This window comes from Nocardia macrotermitis, from assembly GCF_009604405.1.
Classification (GTDB): domain Bacteria; phylum Actinomycetota; class Actinomycetes; order Mycobacteriales; family Mycobacteriaceae; genus Nocardia; species Nocardia macrotermitis.
Map to the genome: position 1 here is coordinate 200,837 of NZ_WEGK01000008.1, position 24,893 is coordinate 225,729.

A 24,893-nucleotide genomic window follows, 5' to 3' on the forward strand; every position below is an offset into this window, starting at 1 on the left:
ATCAGCGTCGAGGCGCCCGAGAGTGTGCTGCCGAAACTGCCCCAGCTGGTCGACAGGAGCTCGAGTCCGCTCTACGGCCCGCACGGTCCGCAGCCGCAGGACGCCGTGCAGGGTCGGGCCGGGGACTGCCCGCTGTTCGCGAACCTCAAGTCGATGGCCACCGTCGATCCGCAATCGATCCGCGACGTCCTGCGCGAGGACAAGAACGGCAATGTCAGCGTCCGGTTCCGGGTCGGGGGCAAGTTCGAGTGGGTCACGGTCGACAAGAAGATCTTCGTCACCCCGGGAACCGATCGCGGGCACTTCGCCCGCCACCTGCCCGGAGAACCGTTGTGGCCCAGCATCATCGAGAAGGCCTACGCCATCCGGTTCGGCGGCGGCAATGGCTACCACGGCCTGGCGGCGGGCGCGCACGCGGGCGATACGGCCGAAATCCTGGGCGGGGGCTTCCATCGGACTCCGACCGGCCCGAGCTACCGGGCGTGGAATTCCGAGCAGGGCGCGATGGTGACGGTCGAACAGCCCGGACGCGCGCAACCGGTCCGCGTCGTCGACGACGGTATCTTCCTGCACCCGTTGCGTTTCGACATGTACACCCTGCACGACCTGGTGAGCGGATTCCTGGCCGACGAACAGGTCCGTCCGGGCCACACCCGGGCCGATACGCCCGTGGCCGACTTCGAGTTCTCCCGCGTGATCGCCGACAGCTTCGAACACTGGGACCAGGAGGACCTCGCCCGGCGGGACGCGGCGAAACAGCACATCCGCACCGTCCACCAGGGCGACGACGCGGCCGCGAACGCCGCATGGGAACAGTTCCTGAGCACCTACGACTTCGCCACCCCCGCCGGGTTCCGAAGCTACCTCGACCGCCGCTTCCCGAACCAGTGGGACAACGAGAAGCGCGCTCTGACAGAGTATTTCAGAACCTTCCGGGAGGGCATCCCCGAGCAGCGGAGCCTGCCGGCCCACCTCGCCGCCGCCGGACGCGCGGTCGCGGAGCGGATCGATCACGCACTGCGGCGCGGCACCAAGGTGGTGTTCGGCACCTTCTCGTACGGCACCGATCAGGAGGATGTGACCAAGGTGCCGGGCCTGGTCGGCGGGCACGCGTATGCGGTGCTGAACGTCGAACGCGACGCGAAGCGCACCCCGACCCGGATCCTGATCGAGAACCCGTGGGACGACAACCGCACCTCCCCCACGCCGATCCCCGGCATCGAGTTCCGTCTCGATCCCGGCGGTATCGGCTACCTGTCCGACGGTCAGGGCGGCCGCTACCGCGACGGCGTCGACGGCACCCGCTACCTCACGAAGGCGGACGGCACTCAGGAACGTCACGACCCCGACGGCAACCTCTACCGCTTCTCCCCCGACAGCACCCGCTACCACCGCGCCCCCGACGGCACCGAGCAGCAACGCAATCCGGACGGCAGCCGCTACCGCAGGACTCCCGATCAGACCGAGTTCTGGACGAACGCCGACGGCAGCAAGCAGATCCGCAGGCCCGGCGATCCGGACCGTTCCGATGATCCGACCCGCCGCGATCCCGGCGACACGACCATCCCGAAGCGCGGCGGCATCGTCGCCCTCGCCCTGGAGCATCTGCCGAAATTCAGGGGCCTGATCATGAGCGGTCCGGGCGCGGTCGCCCTGTACGGACCGGAGGTGCCGGTCCAGGCCAACACAGCCGGACCCGCACCCCACGCCAGCGGCCCCGTCGCCGCACCGCAATCGGATGCGCCGACCGGTGAGACCCCGCGCGACCCCGGCGCGCAGCCGCGACACGAGGTGAGCGTCCCGGCGACCACGCGCGGCACCGCGGAGATCACGACCGGCGACGGCGGCACGCCGGACCGTTCCACGCGGACCGCACCGGCCGAATTCGATTCGGGCGAAACGGATCTCGGCGCACATCTCGACGAGCAGTTGTCCGCGCAGCCCGGCCCGGTGTCGCAATCGCCCCGCGAACGCCCGTCCTTCCCGAGGACGTTCGACTGGGCGCTGCTCGCCCCGCCGCCGCTGGCTGCCGGTGAACGGCTCGAAAACCTCACGGACGCGCGGAAATCCGAGCTGTTCCCGGCGCTCCCGGTGCCGGTGGAACTGCCGGGACAGCGGCAACCCGGCGGGGACCGACTGCTCACGCTCGTGGACCGCACCGGCGCGACGCACCGGCTCTACAGCTCCGGCGAGATGCGGGTCACCGCGGGTGTGCTCCCGGGCCGCGGGCAGCACTACGCGATGTGGGGCCCGGACGGCCGGGCCACCTACCTGTCTGCCGAGCTGACCGAGGGGTTCACCTTCCATCCGGATTCGCCGGGCGCCACCACGGGCACGCTGCGCTGGCAGCTGCCCGGTGGCGAAACCCGCATCCTCGGCAACGCCACCGGCAGCAACGCGCCGAGAGTCGTTCGCGTCCAACATGATTCGACGGTCATCGCACTGGCCGGGCCGGGCACCTCGCGGTGGATCCGGCTGGCCGGAAAAAGGGAATGGGTCCGCGTCGAGGCCCCCACCGACGTGATCGCCGCCCTGCCGACGCTCGAAGACCGGCACGACGACCCGCTGTTCACCCTCTCCGAATCCGGTGAGCCACAGGTACATCCGGAGGACGTGCAGCAGGGCGCGGCCCGCACCTGCGGTCTGCTCGCCCCGCTCAAGGCGATGGCGCAGCAGCGTCCGCAGGCGATCGTGGACATGCTGAAGGACTACCGCGACGGCACCGTCGGAGTGCGGTTCTTCATCGACGGCAAACCCGAGTGGGTGCGCGTGGACAAGAAGATCTACGTGGGCCCGGACGGCATCGGATATTTCGCGAGACACCAACGGGGCAAACCGATCTGGGCCGCGATGATCGAGAAGGCGTACGCGCAACGGTTCGCCGAGGGTGACGGTTACCGCCATCTCGGGCACTATCCCGATCTGATGGCCGAACGCCTCGGCCGCGCCTACTACGAGGCGGGCACCGGCCGGGTGCGGCCCACCGCAACGCATTTCGAGGCGGTGCTGCATCCGTTGCAGTTCGGCACGGACGCCCTGCGCGCACTGCTGGGTCCCGACGCCGACGCCGAATTCATCGAGCGGATCTCGGGTTCCTACGATCGCTGGCTGCGCAGCACCCGCGACCATCAGGACGCGCAGTGGCGGCGGATCAAGCGGACCCATCCGCGCGGTCCGGCCAGAACCGCTGCCTGGCAACGGTTCCTGTCGACCAACGGCCTCGGCACACCCGGGGCCCTGCGCGGATATCTGAATCACGCCTTCCCCGGCAAGTGGTCCGCGGAGAAGACCGCCCTGGTGAACTACTACGCCGACCTGCGGGGCGGCCTGAGCACCCTGCACACCGACGGGCAGCGCGCGGCGGGCACAGAATTCCTGCGGCGCATCGAATACCTGCTCAAACGCGATACCACGATCGTGCTCGGGACGCACACGTTCGGCGTCGGCATGGAGAACAACACCGCCGTACCGGGCCTGCACAGCTGGCACGCCTATGCGGTCCAGGGACTCGAATACGACGCGCACACCGGCAAACCGGTGCGGGTGCTGCTGGAGAACCCGCACGACGACAACAAGGGTTATCCCGCACCGGTTTCCGGCATCGAATACCGCCTGGACCCGGGCGGGACCGGCTACGTCGACCGCGGCGGGGTGCGTCATCGCCACGACGAGTCCCGGGGAACCGACTACTTCCGCGTCCCCGACGCGCACACCGGCCGCGGCCCCGGCGGCGCGCTGCACGAGGTGGTCAGCGATTTCTTCCAGCCCGCCGGGCCCACGGAATTCCGACGCGACCTGGGCGGCGCCGTCTTCGGACTCTCCGCGCAGGGCGAGCGCTACATCCGCACCACCGACGGCCTGGAATTCCGCGCGACGCACGACGGCCGGGCCTGGCGGCTCCCGAACGGCACCGAGATCCGCACGACCCCGAACGGCTACACCCTGGTCCGCGAGCCGGGCCGCAACCCCGTCCTGCACGATCCGGGCGCCTTCCACGACTGGCCGACCCTGCCCACCCCGCACCGCGCCGGAATCATCGCCGTCGGACTGGAACAGCTCCCCAAGTTCGACTCGATATCCGCGACCGGCCCCGGCGCGTACGCCGCATACGGCCCGGGATCCACGATGCCGACGCACACCGCCGCCGTACCGGGCGCAACGGACGGTTCGCTCGGGCGGGCACGCCGCGGCCCGGACCCCGCCGACGGCAGCTACCTCGGCGACCACCTGTCCGTCCAGCTGTCCTCGGAGTACGACCCGGCCCTGCACCCGCAGCGCCCCCGCAAGACCTTCCAGCCGACATACGATCCGGCACTGCTCGCGCCGCCGGTACTGACCGAGGCCGAGCGCTGGGAAAATCTCACCCCCGAGGAGCGGGAGGAGCTGCTCCCGGCACCGGCCGTCCCGGCCCGGCTGGCCACGCGCCCCGGCAGCGAGACCACGCTGACGCTCGTCGATGACAAGGGCGACATGTACGAGCTGCCCCACTCGGGGCAGGCACGGGCCACCATGACCAAAGAGCCCGGTGAGTCACCACGGCACGAGATCCTGATGCCGGACGGGCAGTTCCACTACATTCCGGACGAACTGCTGCTCGGTTTCACCTTCAAGGCCGACACTCCGGGTGCGGAGACCGGCACCATCCAGTGGCGGGCGCAGCCCGGGACGACCCGAATCAGCGTCACCGACGAAAACGGCGGCAAGAATTTCCTGCAGATCTCGCCGGGTCAGGAGATCGTGGCCAAACCGGGTACGGGTACCAGCCGGTGGATCAAGCAGCAACGCGGACGGTACTGGTTCCGGGCCGAGATTCCGCACAGCGTGCTGCCGGAGTTGCCGGCCCTGGTCGATCGCCGTGACGATCCGCTGTTCGGCGCCTCGCCGACCGGTGCGGTGCTGCCGTGGCCCCGGGACGTGCGGCAGGGCCTGGCCGGTTCCTGCACCGTGCTGGCCCCGCTGAAGCAGCTGGCGACCGATCACCCGCAGGCGATCCTGGACATGCTGACCGATCACGGCGACGGTACCGTCAGCGTCCGCTTCTTCGCCGACGGGCAACCCGAATGGGTACGCGTCGACAAGCGAATCTACGTGGGCTCCAACGGCATCGGATTGTACGCATGGCACGAGCCGGGTGCGCCGCTCTGGGCGGCGATGATCGAGAAGGCGTACGTCCACCGCTTCGGTAATGGCAACGGCTACACCGACTTCAGCGATCAGGGCTACATTCCCGCCGAACGCCTCGGCCTGGCGTACTACCAGTGGCGCACCGGATCGGTGCGACCCGCCTACTCGCAGGCCGAAGTGCCGTTGCATCCACTGCAATTCGACATGGATACGCTGCTCGAACTGCTCGGCCCCAGCGCCAGCCCGGAGTTCGCCCGCCGGGTCGCCGACACCTTCGACCACTGGAAGGCAGCGGTCCACCACTACCCCGACTTCCGGTCGTACCTGGACATGATGGCCTGGGAGGACGACGAGGACTGGACAGCCGAACGGAACGCGCTGGCGCAGTACTACGACAGCATCTACTCCACGCAGATCGAGAACCACCAGCGGCTGCTGCCCGATCGCTACCGGGTCGCGGGACGTTGGCTCGCCCGGCAGATCGATTACCTGCGCACACGCGACACCACGGTGGTGCTCAATACCCGCCGGTTCGGGCAGAACCTCGAGAACGCGACCGAAGTGCCGGGGCTGATCGGCACCCACGCCTACGCGGTCGCCGGTGTCGAGTACGACGCGCAGCACCGCGAACCCGTGCGGATCCTGCTGGAGAATCCGCACGACACCCAGCAGGTGTATCCCGCGATGCGGGGTATGAGCTATCGCATCGACCCGAACGCGGCGGCCGCCACCGAGGTCGAGCCAGGCGTGCGTCACCGCAGGGACGAGCAGGAGGGTGTCGACTACTTCCACGTCTCCGACGGCCGGTCCGGTCGCGCGCCCGGCGGTGCGCTACACGATCTGCACCTGTCCGACGACTATTTCGCGCACGACAATGTCGCGGAGTACCGCGTGGATCCCGATGGCGCCGTGTATGCGCTGACCGAGTCCGGTGAGCGCTACGCCAGACTGCCGGACGGTACCGAATTCCGGCTGACCCCTGCCGGTCTGCAACGCCGCGCCCCCGACGGCACCGAGCATCGCAAGCTCAAAGGCGACGTGATCCAGGTGCGTCGGCCCGGCGATCCGGACTGGTCCGCCGAAACGGCGACGCCCCCCTCGCTGCGGGGCATGGTCATGCCCCGTGGGGGCCTCGTGGCCATCGATCTGGCGCATCTGCCGAAATTCGGCGAGATGGTGGTCAGCGGTGTGGGCGCGCACGTCACTCGCGGGCACGTGCCGATCGAGGACGAAGACGAATACGAAGAAGACACACGCCACGACAGGAAGCTGACGGACCTCCTCGCCGTCGAGCCGGACGAAGATGTCGTGGTCGGCGACAGCGACGACGACATCATGGTCGGCGAGGAAGAGGACTACGTCGACGACGGCTCGTCCGACGCGGTCAGCTCGGTCGACAGCGCCGACATCGGTGTCCTGGTCTCGTACGGAAGCTCCCTCGCAGCACCCACGGATGTGGAAACCGCCGCACCGCAATCAGATTCACTGTTGATCGAGACCGCGCACGAACCGGAACGAGCGCCCCCCGCCGACGACATGGATCTCGGCGAGCACCTGTCCACGCAACTGGCCTCGGACTACGATCCGGCCCTGCATCCGCGACGACCACGCGAGGTCTTCCCGGCGACGTTCGATCGGAAGCTGCTCGAACCGCCGCCGATGCCGGCCACCGAACAGCTGGACACACTGCTGCCCTTCGAGCGTGCGGAGAGGTTCCCGGTGCTGGGCGTTCCGGTCGATCTGGCGGTGCGCCGCGCACCCCGCGGCGGCCCGGCGCTGACCCTGGTCGGCGAGTCCGGTCAGGTGGTCGATCTGCCCGGCTCCGGTGTGGAATCCGCGCGCAAGGGCCGAATGCCGGACGGCACACCGTATTACGAGTTCGATCCGGGTGACGGCCGGACCCGGCGGATTCCGGCCGAATTCATGGCGGACTTCCATTTCACCCCGAACCCGGGCCGCCAGGGGTACGGCATCATCCAGTGGCGCGGGCTGGGTGGACAGACCCTCCTCTCGGTCCGCACCGAGAGCGGTCACCCCAGCGTGCTCACCGTGGCCTCCGGAACCACGCTGGTGGCCAGGCCCGGTGACGAGACGTCGCGGTGGATCAAGATGCCCGGCCGCCGGGGCTGGTTCAGCGCCGAGATCCCGAACGACGTGCTGCCCGCACTGCCGGTACTCGAGGATCGGCGCGAGGATCCGCTGTTCGGCCCGCCCGGGCGGCCGCTCGTACTGCCCGGGGATGTGCGGCAGGGCGCCGCGGGCGACTGCGGCTTGCTCGCCCCGTTGAAGCAGCTGGCCGAGCGGCATCCGCAGGCGATCCTGGACATGTTGCGCGACCGCGGCGACGGCACCGTCGACGTGCGTTTCTTCACCAACGGCAAACCCGAATGGGTGCAGGTGGACAAGCGGATCTACGTCGACCCCAGGACCGGGACCGGCTATTTCGCCCGCGTCGAACGGGGTGGACCGCTGTGGCCCGCGATCATCGAGAAGGCGTACGCGCAGCGCTTCGGCCGGGGTGACGGGTACGGCGGCTTCGAGGACGTACCCCACGTGTACGCCGAACGTCTCGGGCGCGCGTACTTCGAATCGAAGAACGGCAGCTGGCAGCCGACCCGCACGCAACTCGAGGAGATGCTGCACCCGCTGCTGTTCGATATGGACACGCTGCACGAAGTGCTCGGCCCGGATACCGACATCGAGTTCGCCCGTCGCGTAGCGGGTTCGTACGACCACTGGAAGCGGGCGCTGACCGACCAGCAGGAAGCGGAGATCCGCCGGATCGCGACCGATCACCCGGTGGATCGCGCCGCCCGGCGTGCGGCCCTCGCCCAGTTCCGGCAGACCATTGCCCTCAACAGTCCGCAGGGTTTCCGCGACTATCTGGATCGGGAGCTCCCGGAGCGGTGGGAACACGAAAAGGCAGCTCTCGCATCGTATTTCGCCAGTCTGACCTCCGGAACGGACCGGAGGCGGATCCTCGACGAGGACTACCTGGCGGCGGGCCGGGCGGTGGCGCGGCGGATCGACTACCTCCTGGATCGCCACACCACGGTGCAACTCGGCTCGTACCCGCTCGGGGAAGGGCAGGAGAACGGCACCGCGGTGCCCGGCCTGGTCGGTTCGCACGCCTACGCGGTACTCGGCGTGGAGTACGACGAACACCTCGAACCGGCACGACTCCTGCTGGAGAATCCGCACGACTTCACCAAGGGCTACCCCGAGCCCGTGCCCGGCGTCGAATACCGCCTGGACCCGCGTCCGGCCGGACGGACCACCGACGAGTCCGGCATCCGGTATCGCAAGGACCACGAGACCGGTGTCGAATACTTCTTCGCCTCGGACGCCGATGCCGGGCGCGGTCCCGACGGCGCGCTGCGGGATCTGGTGAGCGGTTACTTCCGGCCCGACGGCCCGACCGAATTCCGCCGCGATCCGGACGGCACGGTGTACGGCCTGTCCAGGAACGGTGAGCGGTACGCCCGGACGCCGAACGGTACCGAGTACAAGGTCCTGCGGGACGGATACCACTATGAACGCGCTGCGGGCGGGACCGAATGGCGCAGGGAGCCTTCGGGTTTCGCCGAGGTACGCGAGCCCGGACAGCGCAGCTGGCGTGCGGACCGGTTGGCCGATCCGTGGGTCGTGGATCCGACCGTGCCGCCGCGCGGCGGTGTGGTCGCGGTCGCGATCGATCATCTGCCGAAGTTCAAGACCGTCTCGGTCAGCGGCGTCGGCGTCCACGCGGTCGAGGGGCAGGCGGCTGCCGACACGGGAATCCACTCGGACGATCCCGCTCCCGTGGTGCGCCGGGACGAGCCGTACGTCGGCGACCACCTGCACGAGCAGATGTCCGCCCCGGACACCTCCCCCGCGCAGCAGATCCGACGAGCGGTCTTCCCGGAGACATACGACCGCGCGCTACTCGCACCCCCGAAGCTCGCCGAGCACGAGCGACTGGAAAACCTCACCGCCGAACAGCGCGAGCAACTGTTCCCGGATCTCGGTGTCCCCGTCGATCTCGTTGTCCAACAGGCACCCGGCAGTGAACGCGGAATAGTCCTCGTCGACCACACCGGCGACGGCTTCCAGATCCCCGGTACCGGACAGGCCCGTGCGCAGCCCGGCGTCTTCCCCTCCGGTGAGCCGTACTATCGGATCAATATCGGGGGCGGTCGGATCAAGGAGATCCCGGCGATATTGCTGGACGGTTCCCATTTCCGGTGGGACGGTTCGGGCACCACGGGCGTACTGAGCTGGTCGCTGCCACCTCGCCAGACCCGGATGTACGCGCACACCACCGACGGCAACCCGATCACGGTCCTGGCCCCGGCCGGTACCACGATGGTCGCGAAACCGGGCGAGAGAACGTCGCGGTGGATCAAGTTCCGCAACGGATCGGAGTGGTATCGCGTCGAGGCGCCGCTCAACGTCATCCCCGAATTGCCCGAACTCGCCGACAGGCACTCCGACCCGCTGTTCGGCACCTCGAAAACCGGGCAGCCGCGGCCGTGGCCGAGCGAGGCGCGGCAGGGCGCGGCCGGTGACTGCGGCCTGATCGCCCCGCTGAAGTATCTGGCCGAACACCACCCGCAGGCCATCCTGGACATGCTCGCCGACCACGGCGACGGCACGGTGAGCGTGCGGTTCTTCGTCGACGGCCGACCCGAATGGGTGCGGGTGACCAAACGGCTCTACGTCCGGACCGGCACCGGTACCGGATATTTCGTGCGTCACGAACCGGGTGAGCCGCTGTGGGCGGCGATGATCGAGAAGGCGTTCGCCCAGCGGTTCGGCAACGACGACGGGTACGCGGGTTTCGCCGATCACCCCGATGCGACGCTCGAACACCTGGGCCGCGCGTATTACGAGGCGAGTACCGGACCGTGGCAACCGATCCGCACCGATGCGCAGAACATGTTGCACCCGTTGCTGTTCGACGCCGACACCCTGCACGAATTGCTCGGCCCGGACACCGATTTCGAATTCGCCCGCGGCCTCGCGGGTACCTACGACGCCTGGAACACCGCGTTCGACGCCGAGGGCGTGGCGGAGTTCGCGCACCTCACGCAACTCCACCCGCACGCCGACACCCGCGACGAGGCGTTCGAGGACTTCGTCGCGAACCGGTCGATCTTCTCCCCGGACGGATTCCGCCGCTACCTGAACGAACAGTTCCCGGACAGGTGGGATGCCGAGAAGGACGCCCTCGGGAGTTACTACCGCAGCTTGTTCGCCGGGCCGGATCATGAGCGGGTTCTGGATGCGAACTACCAGGTCGCGGGCGAGGCGCTGGCTCGGCGCATCGATTACATGATGCAGCGCAACACCACCGTGCTGCTGGGTACGCGCCAACTCGGCGAGGGGCTCGAGAACACCGTCGCGGTACCGGGCCTCTACGGCACCCACGCGTACGCGGTGTCCGATGTGCAGTACGACGCGCACAAGAATCCGGTAGCGGTGCTGCTCGAGAACCCGTACGACTTCAACGAGAAGTATCCGGTGCCGCCCGCCGGTATCGAGTATCGGCTCGATCCCCGGACGTCCGGCCACACCACCGACGCGGACGGTGTGCGTTATCGCAAGAACCAGGTCGAGGGGATCGAATACTTCGCCGTCGACAACCCGCGATCGGGCCGTGCTCCCGGTGGTGCGCTGCACGATGTGGTGAGTGACTTCTTCGCACCCCCCGGCGGCGCGGAGTTCCGCCGTGATCCGGACGGGACCGTGTACGGCCTGTCGGCGGACGGCCAACGCTACGCCCGGACGCCGGACGGCGCCGAGTACAAGATGGTGCGGGACGGGAGCTTCCGCCGTTCCCCCGACGGGGTCGTGCACTGGACCACCCGCACCGGCACCCATCGGATCCGCGGTCCGGGCCGATCCAACTGGTCCATCGACCCGAATCCCGTTGTCCCGCAGCGGGATATGACCGTGCCGCCGCGCGGCGGCATCGTTTCGGTGCGCCTCGAGCATCTGCCGAAATTCTCGTCGGTCTCGATGAGCGGTGTCGGCGCGTACGCCGCCGACGGCCCGAAACCGACCACACCGTCGGCCGCCGCGACCACACCGACACACCGGGCGCTGCGGCCCGTATCCGCGAATGCGTCCCAGCCGGGACTCGCCGGTCCCGCACCCCAACTGTTCCCCGAGCACCACCCCGCCTCCGACGACGGCACCGCCTTCGGCGCGGATCTGCACGAGCAACTCTCCGCCGACCCCGGCCCGAGCACCGCTGCCCCGCGCCGACGCGCGCAGTTCCCGAAAACCTTCGATTGGGCCGCACTAGAGGCGAAACCGCTGGATGACAGTGAGCGCCTGGAGAATCTGTCCCCCGCGGACAGGAACCGCAAGCTGCCCGTGCTCCCGGTGCCGGTGCAGCCGATCGGCCTGCACACGGCGAACGGCGACCCGCTGCTGACGCTCGTCGACCACAACGGCGACGCGCACCGCTTCTACAGCTCGGGCCGCATGCCCGTCACGGTCGGTGAAATCCCCGGCAAGGGACAGCATTACGCCTATTGGGGTCCGAACAAGCAGCAGCTGTACCTGCCGACCAGTCTGCTGGACATCTCCCATTTCCAGCCGGACAGCCCCGGGAGCAACACCGGAACACTCCAGTGGAACATGCCGAACGGCGAGATCCGCATCACGGGGCATTCCGCCTCGAATAATCCTGCGGTGGTACGCATTTCGCCCCCTGACGCACTGGTGGCCACCGCCGGCGGCGGTACGTCGCGGTGGATCCGGATGGTCGGGCACGACGAATGGGTCCGCGTCGAGGCCCGCGACGACGTCCTGCCCGCCCTGCCGCAGCTCGCCGATCGGCACGACGATCCCCTGTTCCGACTGTCGGAAACCGGTGCGCCCGTGCCGGATCCCGAGGACGCGCGGCAGGGCGCCGGAGCCACCTGCGGCCTGCTGGCCCCGCTGAAGTCCCTGGCCCGGGAGCATCCGCAGGCGCTGGTGGACATGCTCGAGGACTACGGGGACGGCACGGTCGGCGTCCGCTTCTTCGTCGACGGCGCCCCCGAATGGGTGCCGGTGGAGAAAACGCTCTTCGTGGACGCCGACGGTGTCGGCTATTTCGTCCGGCACGAGCGCGGCGGTCCGCTGTGGGCCGCGATGATCGAGAAGGCGTATCTGCGCCGCTTCGCCCCCGAGGACGGTTACGGCGGTCCCGGGCATCCGCCCGAACAGATTCTCGAACGTCTCGGCCACGCGTATTACGAAGCGGGAACCGGGATTTCGCGCCCGACCCGCACCCACCGCGAGCCGGTGCTGCATCCGCTCCGGCTCGGTCCGCGCACGCTGCGGGCGCTGCTGGGGGCGAATGCCGATCCGGACTTCGTCGAGCGGGTGGCGGAAACCTTCGACCACTGGCAGCAGTCGGTCGACGATCGGGTGACCGCCGCACGGGAGCGGATCGACCTGGCCCATCCGCCGGGCGCCGACCGCCACGCCGCATGGGTGCGGTTCCAGTGGGACGAGGAGACCGACGCCGTCCCGCTGTTCGAGCAGTATCTGAACGACAACTTCCCGGACCGCTGGACCTCGGAGAAGGCCGCCCTGGTCGACTACTACGCACACCTGCGCGGCGGCCTGAACACCCTGCACTCCGAGGGCCAGCGCGCGGCGGGGACCGAATTCCTCGGGCGGATCGAATATCTGTTGAAACGTGCTGCGACAGCACTGATCTCGACACACTGGTTCGGGCCCGGCGAGGCCCCCGGCCTGCTCGGCATGCACGCCTACGCGGTCCTGGGCCTGGAATACGACGCGCACAGCGGCAAACCCGTGCGGCTGCTGCTGGAGGATCCACACGACCAGAACCACGGATACCCGCGGCCGCTCGACGGTATCGAGCACCGGCTGGATCCGGGCGGCACCGGCTACACCGACGTCGGCGGCGTCCGGTATCGCAAGGACGAGAGCCGGGGCATCGAGTACTTCAACGTCGGCGACGAGCGAACCGGACGTGCCGAGGGCGGCCGACTGCACGATGTGGTGAGCGAATTCTTCACTCCCACAGGCGGAGTGGAGTTCCGGCGCGACCCCGACGGGTCGGTGGTCGGGCTCTCGAAGCAGGGCGAGCTGTACCTCCGGACCGCCACCGGCGTCGAGTACCGGTCGATGCGGGACCATCAGGGTTGGCGACTGCCGGACGGCACCGAGTACCGGATGTCCCCCGAGGGCCACGGCGCGGTGTACGGCCCGGACGGCAAACCCCGCTTCTACGCCGCGGGCACCCTCCCCGAGTGGCCGACCGTACCCATGCCGAAGGGCACCGGCGTCCTCGCGGTCGGACTCGAACACCTGCCGAAATTCGACCGGTTCACCGCGGGCGGCCCGGGCGCGTACGCGGCCTACGGACCGGGCCCCGCCGCACGGCCGAGCACCAGTGGCGCGACATCACTCTCGCCCGGCGCACCGTTCGATCCCACCCCGGCCGCTCCGGTGTCCGAACCGCCCGCCCGGCCCCCGCACGTCTGGGTCGAGGGTGGTCTGTTCACCCCGGAACGCTCCGGTAGCCACCCGACGGAACCTGCGGAGAACGCCGATCTGACCGACATCATGCGCGACTATCCGGACGTCCTGGACCAGCCGCGTCCGCTGGACATCCTGCGTACCTCGCTCCGCCCGGGGGTGGCGTTCGAGGATCTGATGATGTTGCGGGACCAGTCCTACATCAACGCCGGAATACCCGTTCCCGAGGTGTCGCGGGAGAACTTCGATCTCTTCCTCGAGGGTGTCTGGGGTTACCGTCAGCTGATCCGGAGCGAAGACGACGTCTACACCCTCTACAGCGACCGCGGCGCGAGCGACCCGACCGAGGACCCGGCCACCTACACCGACGCGCTGGTGCGGATCCTTTCCCGCCGCGCCGTCGGCCCCGCGCAGTCCGCGGTCATCCAGGGCGTCGGCGTGCTCACCAGGGAAAATGCCCACCTGTGGCGTCCCGACGATCTGGAATTCGTGCACTTCGGCCGCGTCAGCCAGCGGGACGGGATGCGCGGTGAGGACATCGGCTACAAGGTCTACCTGAACCCCGCCGGCGACGCCCGCACCTGGCTGATGGCCGGTGTGGTCCGGGAGATCGTCGACGATCCCGTCCACTTCCCCGGCGTCCACTCCGCGAAGGTCACCGGCCCCGTCCACCGCCGCAACGACGGCATCGTCATCTTCCTGCGCGACCAGGACGCGGTCCGCCGCGTACTCACCTGGGCACACCAGGTCCAGCAGTCCTACAGCGACCGTTTCCTCTGGGATGTCCCACCCGGCACCGATCAGGTGCTGGCCGGTGTCGCCTACGCCGCCGAACCCCGCCGCGCGCAAACGAGTTTCGGCGGCCTGCGCACCGCCCTGATCTTCGCCGCCCTGCAACGCCACCGGCACGGCACCTTCCAGGATTTCCTGTCCGAAGTGCTGAACCTGTTGCGCACCAACGGAATAGACCCCGAACGAGTCCACCTGCACCTGCCCGTCCCCACCCTCCCCCCGCCGCCGGTACCACTGCCCTCGAACGGCTGACGACAACCTCGACGCCGTAGGATTGTGGGCCGACTGTCCCGGCCGCACGAGGAGGCGAACCATGACCGACGAAGAGATAGTCGTCGCCTTCGCCCTCATCCGGCTGGACAACGCAACCGCCGACCTGGATCTGGAAGACATCGCCGCCCTCCTCGTCCACCGCCTGCCCCCGGACCAGATCCTGGACCTCGCGACGCGCAACCTCGCCGAACGGGACGAACTGCGTGGAGCGGTCTTCCCCACGGCGGTGGAACACGTCCTCAGAACCGTCCTCACCGCCCGCGGCCCCGTCGACTGAGAGCGTCCTGGGCCGAAGAAGCGGGGCGAGGCGGCCCCGAACCCAGCGCGGACAGCACGCGTTGCGTGCGAGCGCTCATCTCGGCGGCGGTCTGGTCGGGATGGTCCAGCCACCACGACACGATCGCCGAGACGCTGCTCATCCAGATGCGGATCAGCCTGCTCAGATCGCCGGGGTCGGACAGTTCCTCGGCCGGAAACGCCGATCCGACTCCGGCCGCGGCCTGGTCGGCGATGTTCCGCCGATACCTTCCGGCCGCGACGGCAGCCGGGGTGTCCGGCGGCACGCTGCGGTCGTAGAGCACATTCCAATCGTGCGGTCGCGGCTCGAGGGCGGTGAAGATCGCGTCGAGCACCGCGGCGGCGGCGGTGACGAAACCGGGATTCGACAACCGCATCGCCTCGCCGATCCCCGCGGTCAAGGCCGCACCGGCCCGCTCCACACACGCGGAGTACAACCCGTCCTTCGACGAAAAGTATTGGTAGATCAAAGGTTTGGAGATCCCCGCACGCGCGGCGACATCCGCGACGAACACCGCGGCATACCCACGCGTGCCGAACTCGATCGCCGCCGCGTCCAGGATCTGCGTCTCCCGCTCACCACGCGGCACCCCTCTGCTGCCCGACCTGCGCACCAACGACCTCACCACCATGCTCTCGACGAATCAACTGACCCAGGAGTCAATTCTTCATGTTACCTTCAGTCACACATATATTGCCGTTCGCGAAGGGACCACCTCATGGGCTTGAAAGATCTCGTGCTACACACGGCGCAGCGCAGCGTCTCGGCCACACACTCGCTCAAGGGCACCCCGTTCGATCCCGCGACCCCGTTTCATCCCCCGCGCGGACGGTATTCGACCGTGCACTACGGGCTGATGCTGCCGAATCTTCCTGCCCCGCTACGGTTTCTGGACGTCATCGCCATCATCGGCCAGCCCGCGGTCCGGCTGTGGGCCAACGACCATCTCGTGGAGACCTCCGCCGCGGACACCGCGAATCTCCTCATCGGCGCGGGGGTCGAGTTCCCCGGCCAATTCCGCGGCTACCGGGTCGGTCGCGATCTGGAACTGGCCCCCGACTCCAGCCTCGTCCGTTTCGGCGAGGACTTCCGCCTCGAGGCCCGCTACCCCCAGTTCACCGTCACCTACCGCAACCCGGACTTCGAGTTCGATCTGCGCGTGCACGCGACCGACAAGATCGCCCACTTCGCGAAATTCCGTGGCGACCTCTACGACCACTGGTCGCTGCTGTGCCGGTACGAGGGCACCATCACCCACGGCGGATCCACCGTCGAACTGTCGGGTCTGAACACCCTCGAATACGCCCGCGCGGTCCGGGTGCCGCTGCCGTTGCGGTTCTTCACCTACCACATCATCAATCTCGACGACAGCACCCAGGTCCTGATGGTCGAACTGCGCGGCCCGGGCGGAATCCCCATGCAGCAAGCCGTGTACCTGCGCTCGCTCACCGACCACGGCGGGACCTACGAAAACGGCTTCCGCTTCGAGGTCCAGCGCCTCGAGCCCACTCCCCGGCGCACGCCCAACGGCCTGACCATGCACCTGGGAAAGGAATTCAGCTGGCGCGTCGACGACGAGAACGGCGGCGAGCTGATCGAAATCCACGGCACCACCAACGACGACTACGTCTACGGAATGGCCGGTGGCTATGTCGGCAGTTACCGGTACGACGGCCACTTCCGCGGCGAACCCGTCACCGGCACCGGGTACATCGAATACATCGGCACCCACTGACAGCACCTTCGTTCCGGACCACCATTGACGCAACTTGTCGGTTGCAATACTATTGCAACCGACAAGTTGCTACTAAGTGAGGTGGTTCATGGGATTCCCCGATCACATCGAACGGACGATCGAGCTGGCGCATCCGCCCGCCAAGGTGTGGAGCGCGCTGACCACAGCCGAAGGGCTGGGCACCTGGTTCGGTAACGAAGCGGACATCGAGCTGCGCCCCGGCGGCACCGGTTGGATGCGCTGGAACGACAGCGAGCACCGCGCCGACCTGCGGGTCGAGCGAGTGGAGGAGCCGCGCGTATTCGGATTCACCTGGCACATCTTCGGCCTGCCCGAGGAGGATCCGCGCCGGACCTACGTGGAGTTCACGCTGGAACCGGTATCGGCGGGCACCCGGCTGACCGTGGTCGAATCCGGTTTCGCCCAGCTCCCGGAAGACGCCCACAAGGTGGCGTTCGACGGCAACACCCAGGGCTGGCGCAACGAGCTCGGCGAACTGGCCACCTACCTCGATGCAGCCTGACCAGGAGGCGATTGCCGAGCAGGTGTTCGTGGCCCTGGCGGACCCCAGCCGACGCGCGATCCTCGCCGCGCTGGCGTCCGCCGGGCCGGCCACGGCCACCGACTTGGCGACCCGCCTGCCGATCACCCGGCAGGCCATCACCAAACACCTGACGCTGCTGTCCGAGGCCGGTCTGGTGACCGCCGAGCCGGGCGAGCGCCGCCGGGTGCGTTATCGATTGCGCTCCGCGCCGATGCAGGTGGCGCAACAATTCCTGGCCGCACTCGCGCGCGACTGGGACGGGCCGCTCGACGCCCTGAAGAACGCCCTGGACCGAAACTGAACAACCGAACAGGAATCAGACCATGAACACACCGCCGATCGTTTCGCAAAATGACTGGGAGACAGCGCGTCTGGCGCTGCTGGTGCAGGAGAAGGAGGTGATGCGCGCACACGACGCGCTGGCCGCCCAACGCCGCCGCATGCCATGGGTCGCCATCGACGAGCAGTACGCATTCGAAGGCCCCACGGGACCGGCGAGCCTGCTCGATCTGTTCCAGGGCCGCCGTCAGCTGATCGTCTACCGCGCGTTCTTCGAGCCCGGCGTCGTCGGCTGGCCCGAACACGCCTGCCGCGGCTGCTCCATGATCGCCGACCACGTCGGCAATCTCGCCCACCTCGAGGCCCGCGACACCACCCTCGTATTCGCCTCGCGCGCACCACAACCCGAGATCGAAAAGGTGAAGGCCAGGATGGGTTGGGCGATGCCCTGGTACACCATCACCGACGAATTCGACAAGGATTTCGGCGTCGACGAATACCACGGCACGAACGCCTTCATCCGCGAAGGCGACCAGATATACCGCACCTATTTCATCCACCGCCGCGGCGACGAAACCCTCGGCAATACCTGGAGCTACCTCGACATGACGGCCCTGGGCCGCCAGGAAACGTGGGAGGATTCGCCCGAAGGCTACCCCGCGACCGCGCCGTACCAGTGGTGGAACTGGCACGACGAATACACCGCCGCGGTAGACGAAACCGGCGACCAGTGGCTGGGCAGAGTCGCCGAAGCCATCGGCCGAGGCGAGGCCGGAGGCGCGAAAGAGCAAGCGCCGCACGCCTGTTGCGAACCCCCGGCACGCTGACGAGAATACCGCCCGCTACTCCGCGCGAACCCAATCCAGCCGATTGACCAACACCCGCTCCCCCACGACCGTCGGCGGCGTAGCGAGCACCAGACGATTCCCGATCAACTCCGCCCTACGCCGCTGCTCGACACCCACCCAATTCGGAAACAAACTCATCCGCAACGTATGCACAACCACATCCGCTTCCAACCGATATTCACCGCAGTAAGCGACATAACTCGAATACGCCTCGGCCCGTTCACTTTCGGCCCCAGCCAGCACCACCGACGTCGACAACTCCCGCCGTCCGCCCACCGCGAGCTGACCACTCATCCACCCACCCGGCGTATAAATCACACAGCCCTGCGGCCTCTCACCGAAAGGCATTGAAACCGAACCATTTTCGTCAACAGCGGTCCACCCGGTCAGCTCCCACCGCCCCACCAGTTCACCGACGTCCATTCCCCGATGCTAGCCCCGGCCCGGTCATCGGACACCCGCCCCGGCAAAGCACAGCGCATCTCCTTCACCCAGGCCGGCGGCCGAGAGTTCGGTGAGTATCAAATCCGAGAGCCGCACCATCCTGATTCGTCATCATCGGTGACACCCGCCTCGACCTGGAGTCGTAGCCGGGGACACAGCTGGCACCCCGTATTCCCGAGCGATTGCGGCACCACGCGATATCTTCCGCCGCTTCGATCACCAACGCCGCAGTGGGAACAACGGCGACCAGCCCGGACAGGATCGCGACAACCCAGAATCTCCCCGGAATGGCACGCACATTCACTCGTCGCACGAGACCATCCGGTCTAGACTGCTGCGGGTTAGCTGGTGAGATTTCCTGGAACTCTCACAGTCGGTACGAGCAACGGTTGGTCATGCGGTCGGGACCACGGGTGAGTCGATGAACAACGGCAGCACGCTGCGGGCCTGGTGGGACGATCCGGTCGACTACCGCTGGCTGGTGCGCACCTTGGCGGCTCGATCGTCGGTGCGTCCGCTGAAACTGCTGATCGGTGTCGCGGGCGCGGCGATCGCGGTGATGGGTGCGGTGATCGCGGGCACGCCGGACGGTCCGCCCGGCACGCCCGGCATCGCCTCGACGATCGGGGTGGTGTGCGGGGTGCTGTGGGCTCTGCGCTGGTGGCTGCTGCCCTGGCCGAGCAGGACCGAGTCGCTGGTGCTGATCGCCTGCGCCGACGTCCTGTTCACCATCGAGTTCCTGCAGGTGCCGAACCGGGTGTTCGGCGCCATGGGCGCGGTGCTGCTCGTGGTAACCGGCAGTTATCTCGGCTTTTTCCACAGCGCGCGAGCGTTGGCCGCGCATTCGACGTGGTCGCTGCTGTCGGTGGTCGTGTTCTCGGTGCGGATCGCCACCGGCGGCGGCGGTGTCCCGCTGGCCGTCGCGGTCGGATTGGTGCTGTTCGTGTCGGTGGTCAGCGTGTTACCCGCGCTGCAGGTCCTCTACTGGCTGCTGCGCACCGAATCGCTCTCGGACCCGTTGACGCACCTGCTGAACCGCCGCGGCCTGGAGATTCGACTCCCGCTGCTGGTCGAGCGGTGTCCCGCGATCTGTGTGATGTCCTTCGATCTCGACCGCTTCAAGAGTGTGAACGACACCTGGGGGCACCGCGTCGGCGATGCGGTCCTGGTGCGAACCGCGAAGCGCCTGTCCGACGCCGCCGGAGGCAGTGCGGTGGTGGCGCGTACCGGTGGCGAGGAGTTCGTGGTCGCCGCACCGATCGCCGTCGACGTTGCCCGCGCCGAAGCCGAACGCCTGCGTCACCTGATCGCCGAACCGTCCGACACCGCGGTGGAGATCACCGCCAGCGTCGGCGTCGTCGTCTTCGACTCCACCAGCTGCCCACAATGCCCCCGCCCGAGCCCGGACCGGTTACTACAATCCGCGGACGCCGCCATGTACCAGGCAAAACATTCCGGCGGAAATCTCGTCGTCCTCGACGACCTCACCCGGCCCCACGATCACCATCACCCGGTTTCCGAATGACATGCGCACGCCACGAAGGACCCGACCTGCCCGTTGACTTCAAGTTGACTTCAACTTGCAGGATGAGCGCATGACTGAATCTCGGACAATACCGAAGACACTGGCCCGGCATCGACGTCGGCACTCAATCACGTCAACCTGGTTGTGAAAGACGTCGAGTCGGCCGTCGAATTCTATCGGCGCGACAGTTCGACACTGGACCGGATCCTGATCAACGTCGAATCCGCGGGCGGCAAGGTGCACCGCCGGTTCCGTGAGCCGACAAACGCAGACACCGCATTCATCACCGATATCGACGGCTACCTGCTCCAGCTCACCGCTGACGCCCCGGCGCAGCCCTGAACTCGGGCACAGCACGCCCCGACGGGCCTTCGATCACATCCCCGACCGAGTCACCGCGACTGTGTGAAGGAAACCTCGAATTGGCAACTGCAACAGAACACTACGAAAACCTCCTGGCCCAGAACTATACCTGGATGCTAGGCGGCGACATCGACACAATGGCCTCCACGCAAACCGAACTACTACGCACACTCGGACTCGACACCACTATCGGCAACGGCACCGCGGTCGACCTCGGCTGCGGTCCCGGCCTCCAAACCCTCGCACTGGCCGATCTGGGCTTCACCTCCATCACCGCCATCGACTCCAGCGCCATTCTCCTGCAAGAACTTCGAAACCACTGCACCCGCCGCGGCATCACCAACACCGTGCACACCGTCCACGACGACCTGCGCGGACTTCTCCCACACCTCTTCACCCCCGCGTCGATCGCCGCGATCACCTGCATGGGCGACACCATCACGCATCTCCCCACCAAAACAGACGTACAACAACTCATCGCCGACTCCGCCACAGCCCTCACTCCGAACGGCAGCCTCACCATCACCTACCGCGACCTGAGCACCGAACGACGCGGAGCCGACCGCTTCATCCCCGTACGCAGCACCCCCGACCAGATCCTCACCTGCTTTCTCGACTACATCGATGAAGACACCGTCATGGTCTGGGACATCCTCCACACCCGCCACGGCGACACCTGGAAACTCGACAAAGGAAGCTACCCTAAACTTCGACTGTCAACCCAATGGCTCGTCGACCAATTCCGGGCAAACAACCTGCACATGCAGCACACCGAAACCACCCCACACGGCCTCACCGTCCTCCACGCGAATCACCGCTCCGCACCAGTCGGCTGATCAGCCCTCCCGAGCGACGGGTTCATCAGCACGGCAATACAATTCAGCGCCGACACCCGATCGAGGTGACCCTCGGAACCGATTCATCCAGGTACATCTGGACGATCAACGGCAAGACCTAGCCCGATCACATCCCACTGGATGTGACTGCGAGCCAACGAGTTCGGCTCCGTTTCGTGAACAAGACCATGATGTTCCACCCGATGCACCTACACGGCCACACCTTGGCCGCACCCGCTTCGCGCCGCACGCCACAGCCCCTTTCGCTGGCGTCGCTTACACCCGAACTCGCCCCGCAACTGCGGGACAAGATCGCCGCGCTGGCCGGCGAGGTGGAATACGCGATCCGGAGCCAGGCGCCCGTATACGCACAGCCGGAACCCGATGTCCGCGTCAGGCTGCGCAGCGGTGTGGTGGAGGCGTCGAACCTGTTCGTCGAGGCGCGTGAACGCGGCGAAATTCGCTGCCGCCCATGTTATCTCGGCTGGCTGATCGGTTCTCACACGTCGAGTTCATCGACCTGGGCAGGCCGATCGCCCGGTTTGCCCGAGCGAGACGTGCGCGGCCCAGCCCACTCATATCTTCCAGGGTCGGCCGGGCTGAGTGGCGCGTTCGGCGGAATGCGGATCGCCCGCGAGAGCTTCACCGATGACGCGGGTGTGTATACGCGGCGTGCCCGAACGGCGATAAGACATCGGATCTGTTGCGTGGCGATCAGGAGCCGAAAATATGACCGATGTCCGGACCGAACCGGCCGAGGCGGGAGCGTCGATACCGTTCTGCCGAATTCTCGGCCCCACCGAGGTCGAGATCGACGGTGTGCCGGCGAATCTCGGCGGTCCACGCACGCGGCAGGTGCTGACGGTGCTGTCCACCGGCCTCGGCGTGCCGGTCCCGGACGACTACCTGATCGATCGAGTCTGGCGAAACGAACAGCCGCGCAACGTCGTTCAGGCATTACGCACCATGATCAACCGCTTGCGCACCGGCCTCGGCGCCGAGACCGGACATCGCTATCTGCAGCGCGGTCGCGGCGGATACGCGCTGACCGTCCCGTTGGAACAGACCGACTACGGCCGCCTTCCGGCCTTGATCACCCGGGCGCAACAGCAACTCGCCCACGGCAGTTCGGCGGTCGCGGTGCGCGATTTCGAGGCGGCGGTGGAGTTGTGGCGCGGCGCGCCGTGGGAAGAACTCGGTGATATGCCGGAGCTGACGGGGGCTCGCGTCCGCCTTGGGGAGCTGTACGAGACCGCGCTGGAGGAGCTCCAAGCCGCACGACTCGTTCTCGGCGAGACCGCTGCGGCCATCGCCGCACTTCCGCACGCCATCGAGGCCGCCCCCTACCGAGAGCGCCGATGGGAGTTGCTCGCACTCGCGCTGTACCGCAGCGGTCGCCAAACCGAGGCCCTCGCAGCCCTGCACCGGTTCCGTCAACGCCTGCGCGCCGACACCGGAACCGACCCCGGCCCTTCACTCCGCACTCTCGAGCAACGAATCCTGCACCAGGATCCCGCCCTGTTGGCACCGGATTCGGCGACCGCGATCGATCCCCGCCGCATTCCTCCCGAGACGCGACCGGGTGACGCCGCGACAGGTTCTGTCCGAGAATCGCCGTCCACCACGGTACTTCGAGTCGAACTACACCCCGACCTCGTCGGCGACACCGGCAATCTCCCGTTACCCGCTGCCTCCGGATATCGAAAAGCGAATTCCGACAAGGTAATTCAACCAACTGTCGAGCACCAGGTCGACACCTGCATCATCGAGGATCAGGACGCGGCCGATATCGTCCGCCGATCACTTCGAACCAAACACTACGACGCCGTATTCATCAGCACGGCAATACAATTCAGTGCCGACCCCCGATTGCTGACCACAATCGTGAACCTCGCCCACACCCTGCAACCGCACTGCCGATTCGTGTTCGGCGAGTTCGACGGCAGCGATCCGATCGAGCGCACTTCGCGCCCGACCGAGTGAGCCACGTCCGTGCGCGATACCTCATCGACATCAGTCACCCGGGAACGAATATCTGCTGGCCGCAAGACCTTTCGCCACCAAGTACGTCGGCGCCACGAGCCTCGGCCACACATCATTACGCCAGTTTCGATTACGCCAGTCTCGCAACGAGTTCAGTGAATCGCGGCCTTAAACGCCGCCGGTGGTCACCGGAGCCAGCGACGGCATCGGGCTGGGCATCGCCACCCGCTTGGCCGCGGCCGGAGCCGAAGTGCTGCTGCCCGTGCGCAATCCACGTAAGGGCCAGGCGGCGATCACCACCATCGCGCAGGCGGCCCCGCACGCGAACCTCGCCCTGCACAGCCTCGATCTGTCCTCGCTGGACTCCGTGGCGGCATTCGGCGAGACCCTGCGCCGGCAGGGTCGGCCCATCCACCTGCTGATCAACAACGCGGGCGTGATGACGCCGCCGGACCGGCAGCGCACCACCGACGGGTTCGAGTTGCAGTTCGGCACCAACCATCTCGGCCACTTCGCCCTGGTCGCGCACCTGCTGCCACTGTTACGCGCCGGTCGGGCACGGGTGACCTCGCAGATCAGCGTCGCCGCCGACCAGCACGCGATCAACTGGCAGGACCTCAACTGGGAGCACTCCTACAACGGCGCGAAATCCTACAGCCAATCCAAGATCGCGTTCGGACTCTTCGGCCTCGAACTCGACCGCCGCAGCCGAGCCGACGGCTGGGGCATCACCAGCAACCTGTCCCACCCCGGCGTCGCGCCGACGAACCTGCTCGCCGCCCGTCCCGAGGTCGGCCGCACGAAACAGACACCGCGCAGGCGGCTCATCAGCGCCCTGTCCGCCCGCGGCATCCTGTTCGGAACCGTCGACACCGCGAAACTCCCCGCCCTGTACGCCGCGACCGCACCCGACGCTCAGGGCGGGCGACTCTACGGCCCCAGCGGCCCCGGCCACCTCGGCGGCCCGCCCGCCGAGCAGCAGCTCTACGCCCGCCTGACCAACACCGATGACGCCCAACGCATCTGGACGATCTCCGAGGAGCTGACCAAGACCTCCATTCCCGACGACTGAACCGCGAATACGGTCGGAACCCCGATACGCCGCGCGTATCCGCTCATAGCCGCTGGCGGGCGTTCGAGAACGGCGCGGGACCCGACTCGCACTGTCTTATTCGAGACCGAACCCGTTGCCGCTAAGTGGATTATTGCGCGCTGGGCTTGATCAGCAGTTTGCCCCCTCGTGGGGTGGTGAACCGCCGAATTGTGAACCCCAGAAAGTCGAATCCCTGATCCAGGGACACGATTGAGGTCTTGTCCTCGTTGAACGACAAACCCCGCGCCTGAAGCACCCGATCCAGCAGG

General features: G+C 67.5%; 13 protein-coding genes and 1 pseudogene (1 of these 14 cut by a window edge). 12 read left to right on the top strand and 2 right to left on the bottom strand.

Features of this window, described 5'->3' with window-relative positions; translation table 11 throughout:
• Nucleotides 1-14,655, top strand: partial view of a C2 family cysteine protease gene (locus NRB20_RS19925; RefSeq protein ID WP_153411660.1) — the end only. The gene continues 45,351 nt to the left of window position 1, outside the view; only the last 14,655 of its 60,006 coding nucleotides appear in the window; the start codon falls outside the window, past its left edge; the stop codon is at nt 14,653-14,655.
• A gap of 61 nt (nt 14,656-14,716) precedes the next feature.
• Nucleotides 14,717-14,953 carry a hypothetical protein gene (locus NRB20_RS19930; protein WP_153411661.1) on the top strand — a complete coding sequence of 79 codons (237 nt, stop codon included), beginning with the start codon at nt 14,717-14,719 and terminating at the stop codon, nt 14,951-14,953.
• On the opposite strand, the gene NRB20_RS19935 is transcribed toward NRB20_RS19930, so the two are convergent.
• Nucleotides 14,928-15,605: a TetR/AcrR family transcriptional regulator gene (locus NRB20_RS19935; protein ID WP_153411662.1), complete on the bottom strand. Its 678-nt coding sequence runs from the start codon at nt 15,603-15,605 to the stop codon at nt 14,928-14,930. The genes NRB20_RS19930 and NRB20_RS19935 overlap by 26 nt on opposite strands.
• Nucleotides 15,606-15,692: 87 nt before the next feature.
• Here NRB20_RS19935 and NRB20_RS19940 point away from each other — a divergent pair, with 87 nt between their 5' ends.
• The 4 genes from NRB20_RS19940 to NRB20_RS19955 all read left to right on the top strand — a co-directional run bounded on the left by NRB20_RS19940 (nt 15,693) and on the right by NRB20_RS19955 (nt 18,359).
• Complete coding sequence (locus tag NRB20_RS19940) at nt 15,693-16,709, top strand: DUF6670 family protein (protein ID WP_153411663.1); 1,017 nt, start codon at nt 15,693-15,695, stop codon at nt 16,707-16,709.
• A gap of 88 nt (nt 16,710-16,797) precedes the next feature.
• Nucleotides 16,798-17,232 (top strand): SRPBCC domain-containing protein, encoded by a 435-nt coding sequence (locus tag NRB20_RS19945; RefSeq protein ID WP_153411664.1) that lies wholly within the window; start codon nt 16,798-16,800, stop codon nt 17,230-17,232.
• Nucleotides 17,222-17,554, top strand: a complete 333-nt coding sequence (locus NRB20_RS19950; RefSeq protein WP_153411665.1) for an ArsR/SmtB family transcription factor — start codon at nt 17,222-17,224, stop codon at nt 17,552-17,554. The genes NRB20_RS19945 and NRB20_RS19950 overlap by 11 nt, the downstream gene beginning before the upstream one ends.
• A 22-nt stretch (nt 17,555-17,576) precedes the next feature.
• Entirely contained in the window at nt 17,577-18,359 is a 783-nt protein-coding gene (locus NRB20_RS19955) for a DUF899 domain-containing protein (RefSeq protein WP_153411666.1), read from the top strand.
• Nucleotides 18,360-18,374: 15 nt separating this feature from the next.
• Here NRB20_RS19955 and NRB20_RS19960 read toward each other — a convergent pair whose 3' ends face one another.
• A complete protein-coding gene (locus NRB20_RS19960; RefSeq protein ID WP_153411667.1) occupies nt 18,375-18,803 on the bottom strand; it encodes a lipocalin-like domain-containing protein in 429 nt (142 codons plus the stop codon).
• Between the two features lie 442 nt (nt 18,804-19,245).
• Between NRB20_RS19960 and NRB20_RS19965 the strand changes: the two genes are divergently transcribed.
• The 6 genes and pseudogenes from NRB20_RS19965 to NRB20_RS19990 all read left to right on the top strand — a co-directional run bounded on the left by NRB20_RS19965 (nt 19,246) and on the right by NRB20_RS19990 (nt 24,603).
• Complete coding sequence (locus tag NRB20_RS19965; protein ID WP_153411668.1) at nt 19,246-20,349, top strand: GGDEF domain-containing protein; 1,104 nt, start codon at nt 19,246-19,248, stop codon at nt 20,347-20,349.
• Nucleotides 20,350-20,493: 144 nt separating this feature from the next.
• Nucleotides 20,494-20,691 carry a hypothetical protein gene (locus NRB20_RS19970; RefSeq protein WP_153411669.1) on the top strand — a complete coding sequence of 66 codons (198 nt, stop codon included), beginning with the start codon at nt 20,494-20,496 and terminating at the stop codon, nt 20,689-20,691.
• 158 nt (nt 20,692-20,849) lie between these two features.
• Nucleotides 20,850-21,548: a class I SAM-dependent methyltransferase gene (locus NRB20_RS19975; protein ID WP_227833688.1), complete on the top strand. Its 699-nt coding sequence runs from the start codon at nt 20,850-20,852 to the stop codon at nt 21,546-21,548.
• A gap of 143 nt (nt 21,549-21,691) precedes the next feature.
• Nucleotides 21,692-21,790 (top strand): annotated as a pseudogene (locus NRB20_RS39625) (multicopper oxidase domain-containing protein); the annotation flags it as partial.
• Between the two features lie 487 nt (nt 21,791-22,277).
• A complete protein-coding gene (locus tag NRB20_RS19985; protein WP_153411671.1) occupies nt 22,278-23,531 on the top strand; it encodes an AfsR/SARP family transcriptional regulator in 1,254 nt (417 codons plus the stop codon).
• Nucleotides 23,532-23,712: 181 nt separating this feature from the next.
• Nucleotides 23,713-24,603, top strand: coding sequence for an SDR family oxidoreductase (locus NRB20_RS19990; protein WP_319945152.1), 891 nt, complete (start codon nt 23,713-23,715; stop codon nt 24,601-24,603).
• The last annotated feature ends 290 nt before the right edge of the window (nt 24,604-24,893 follow it).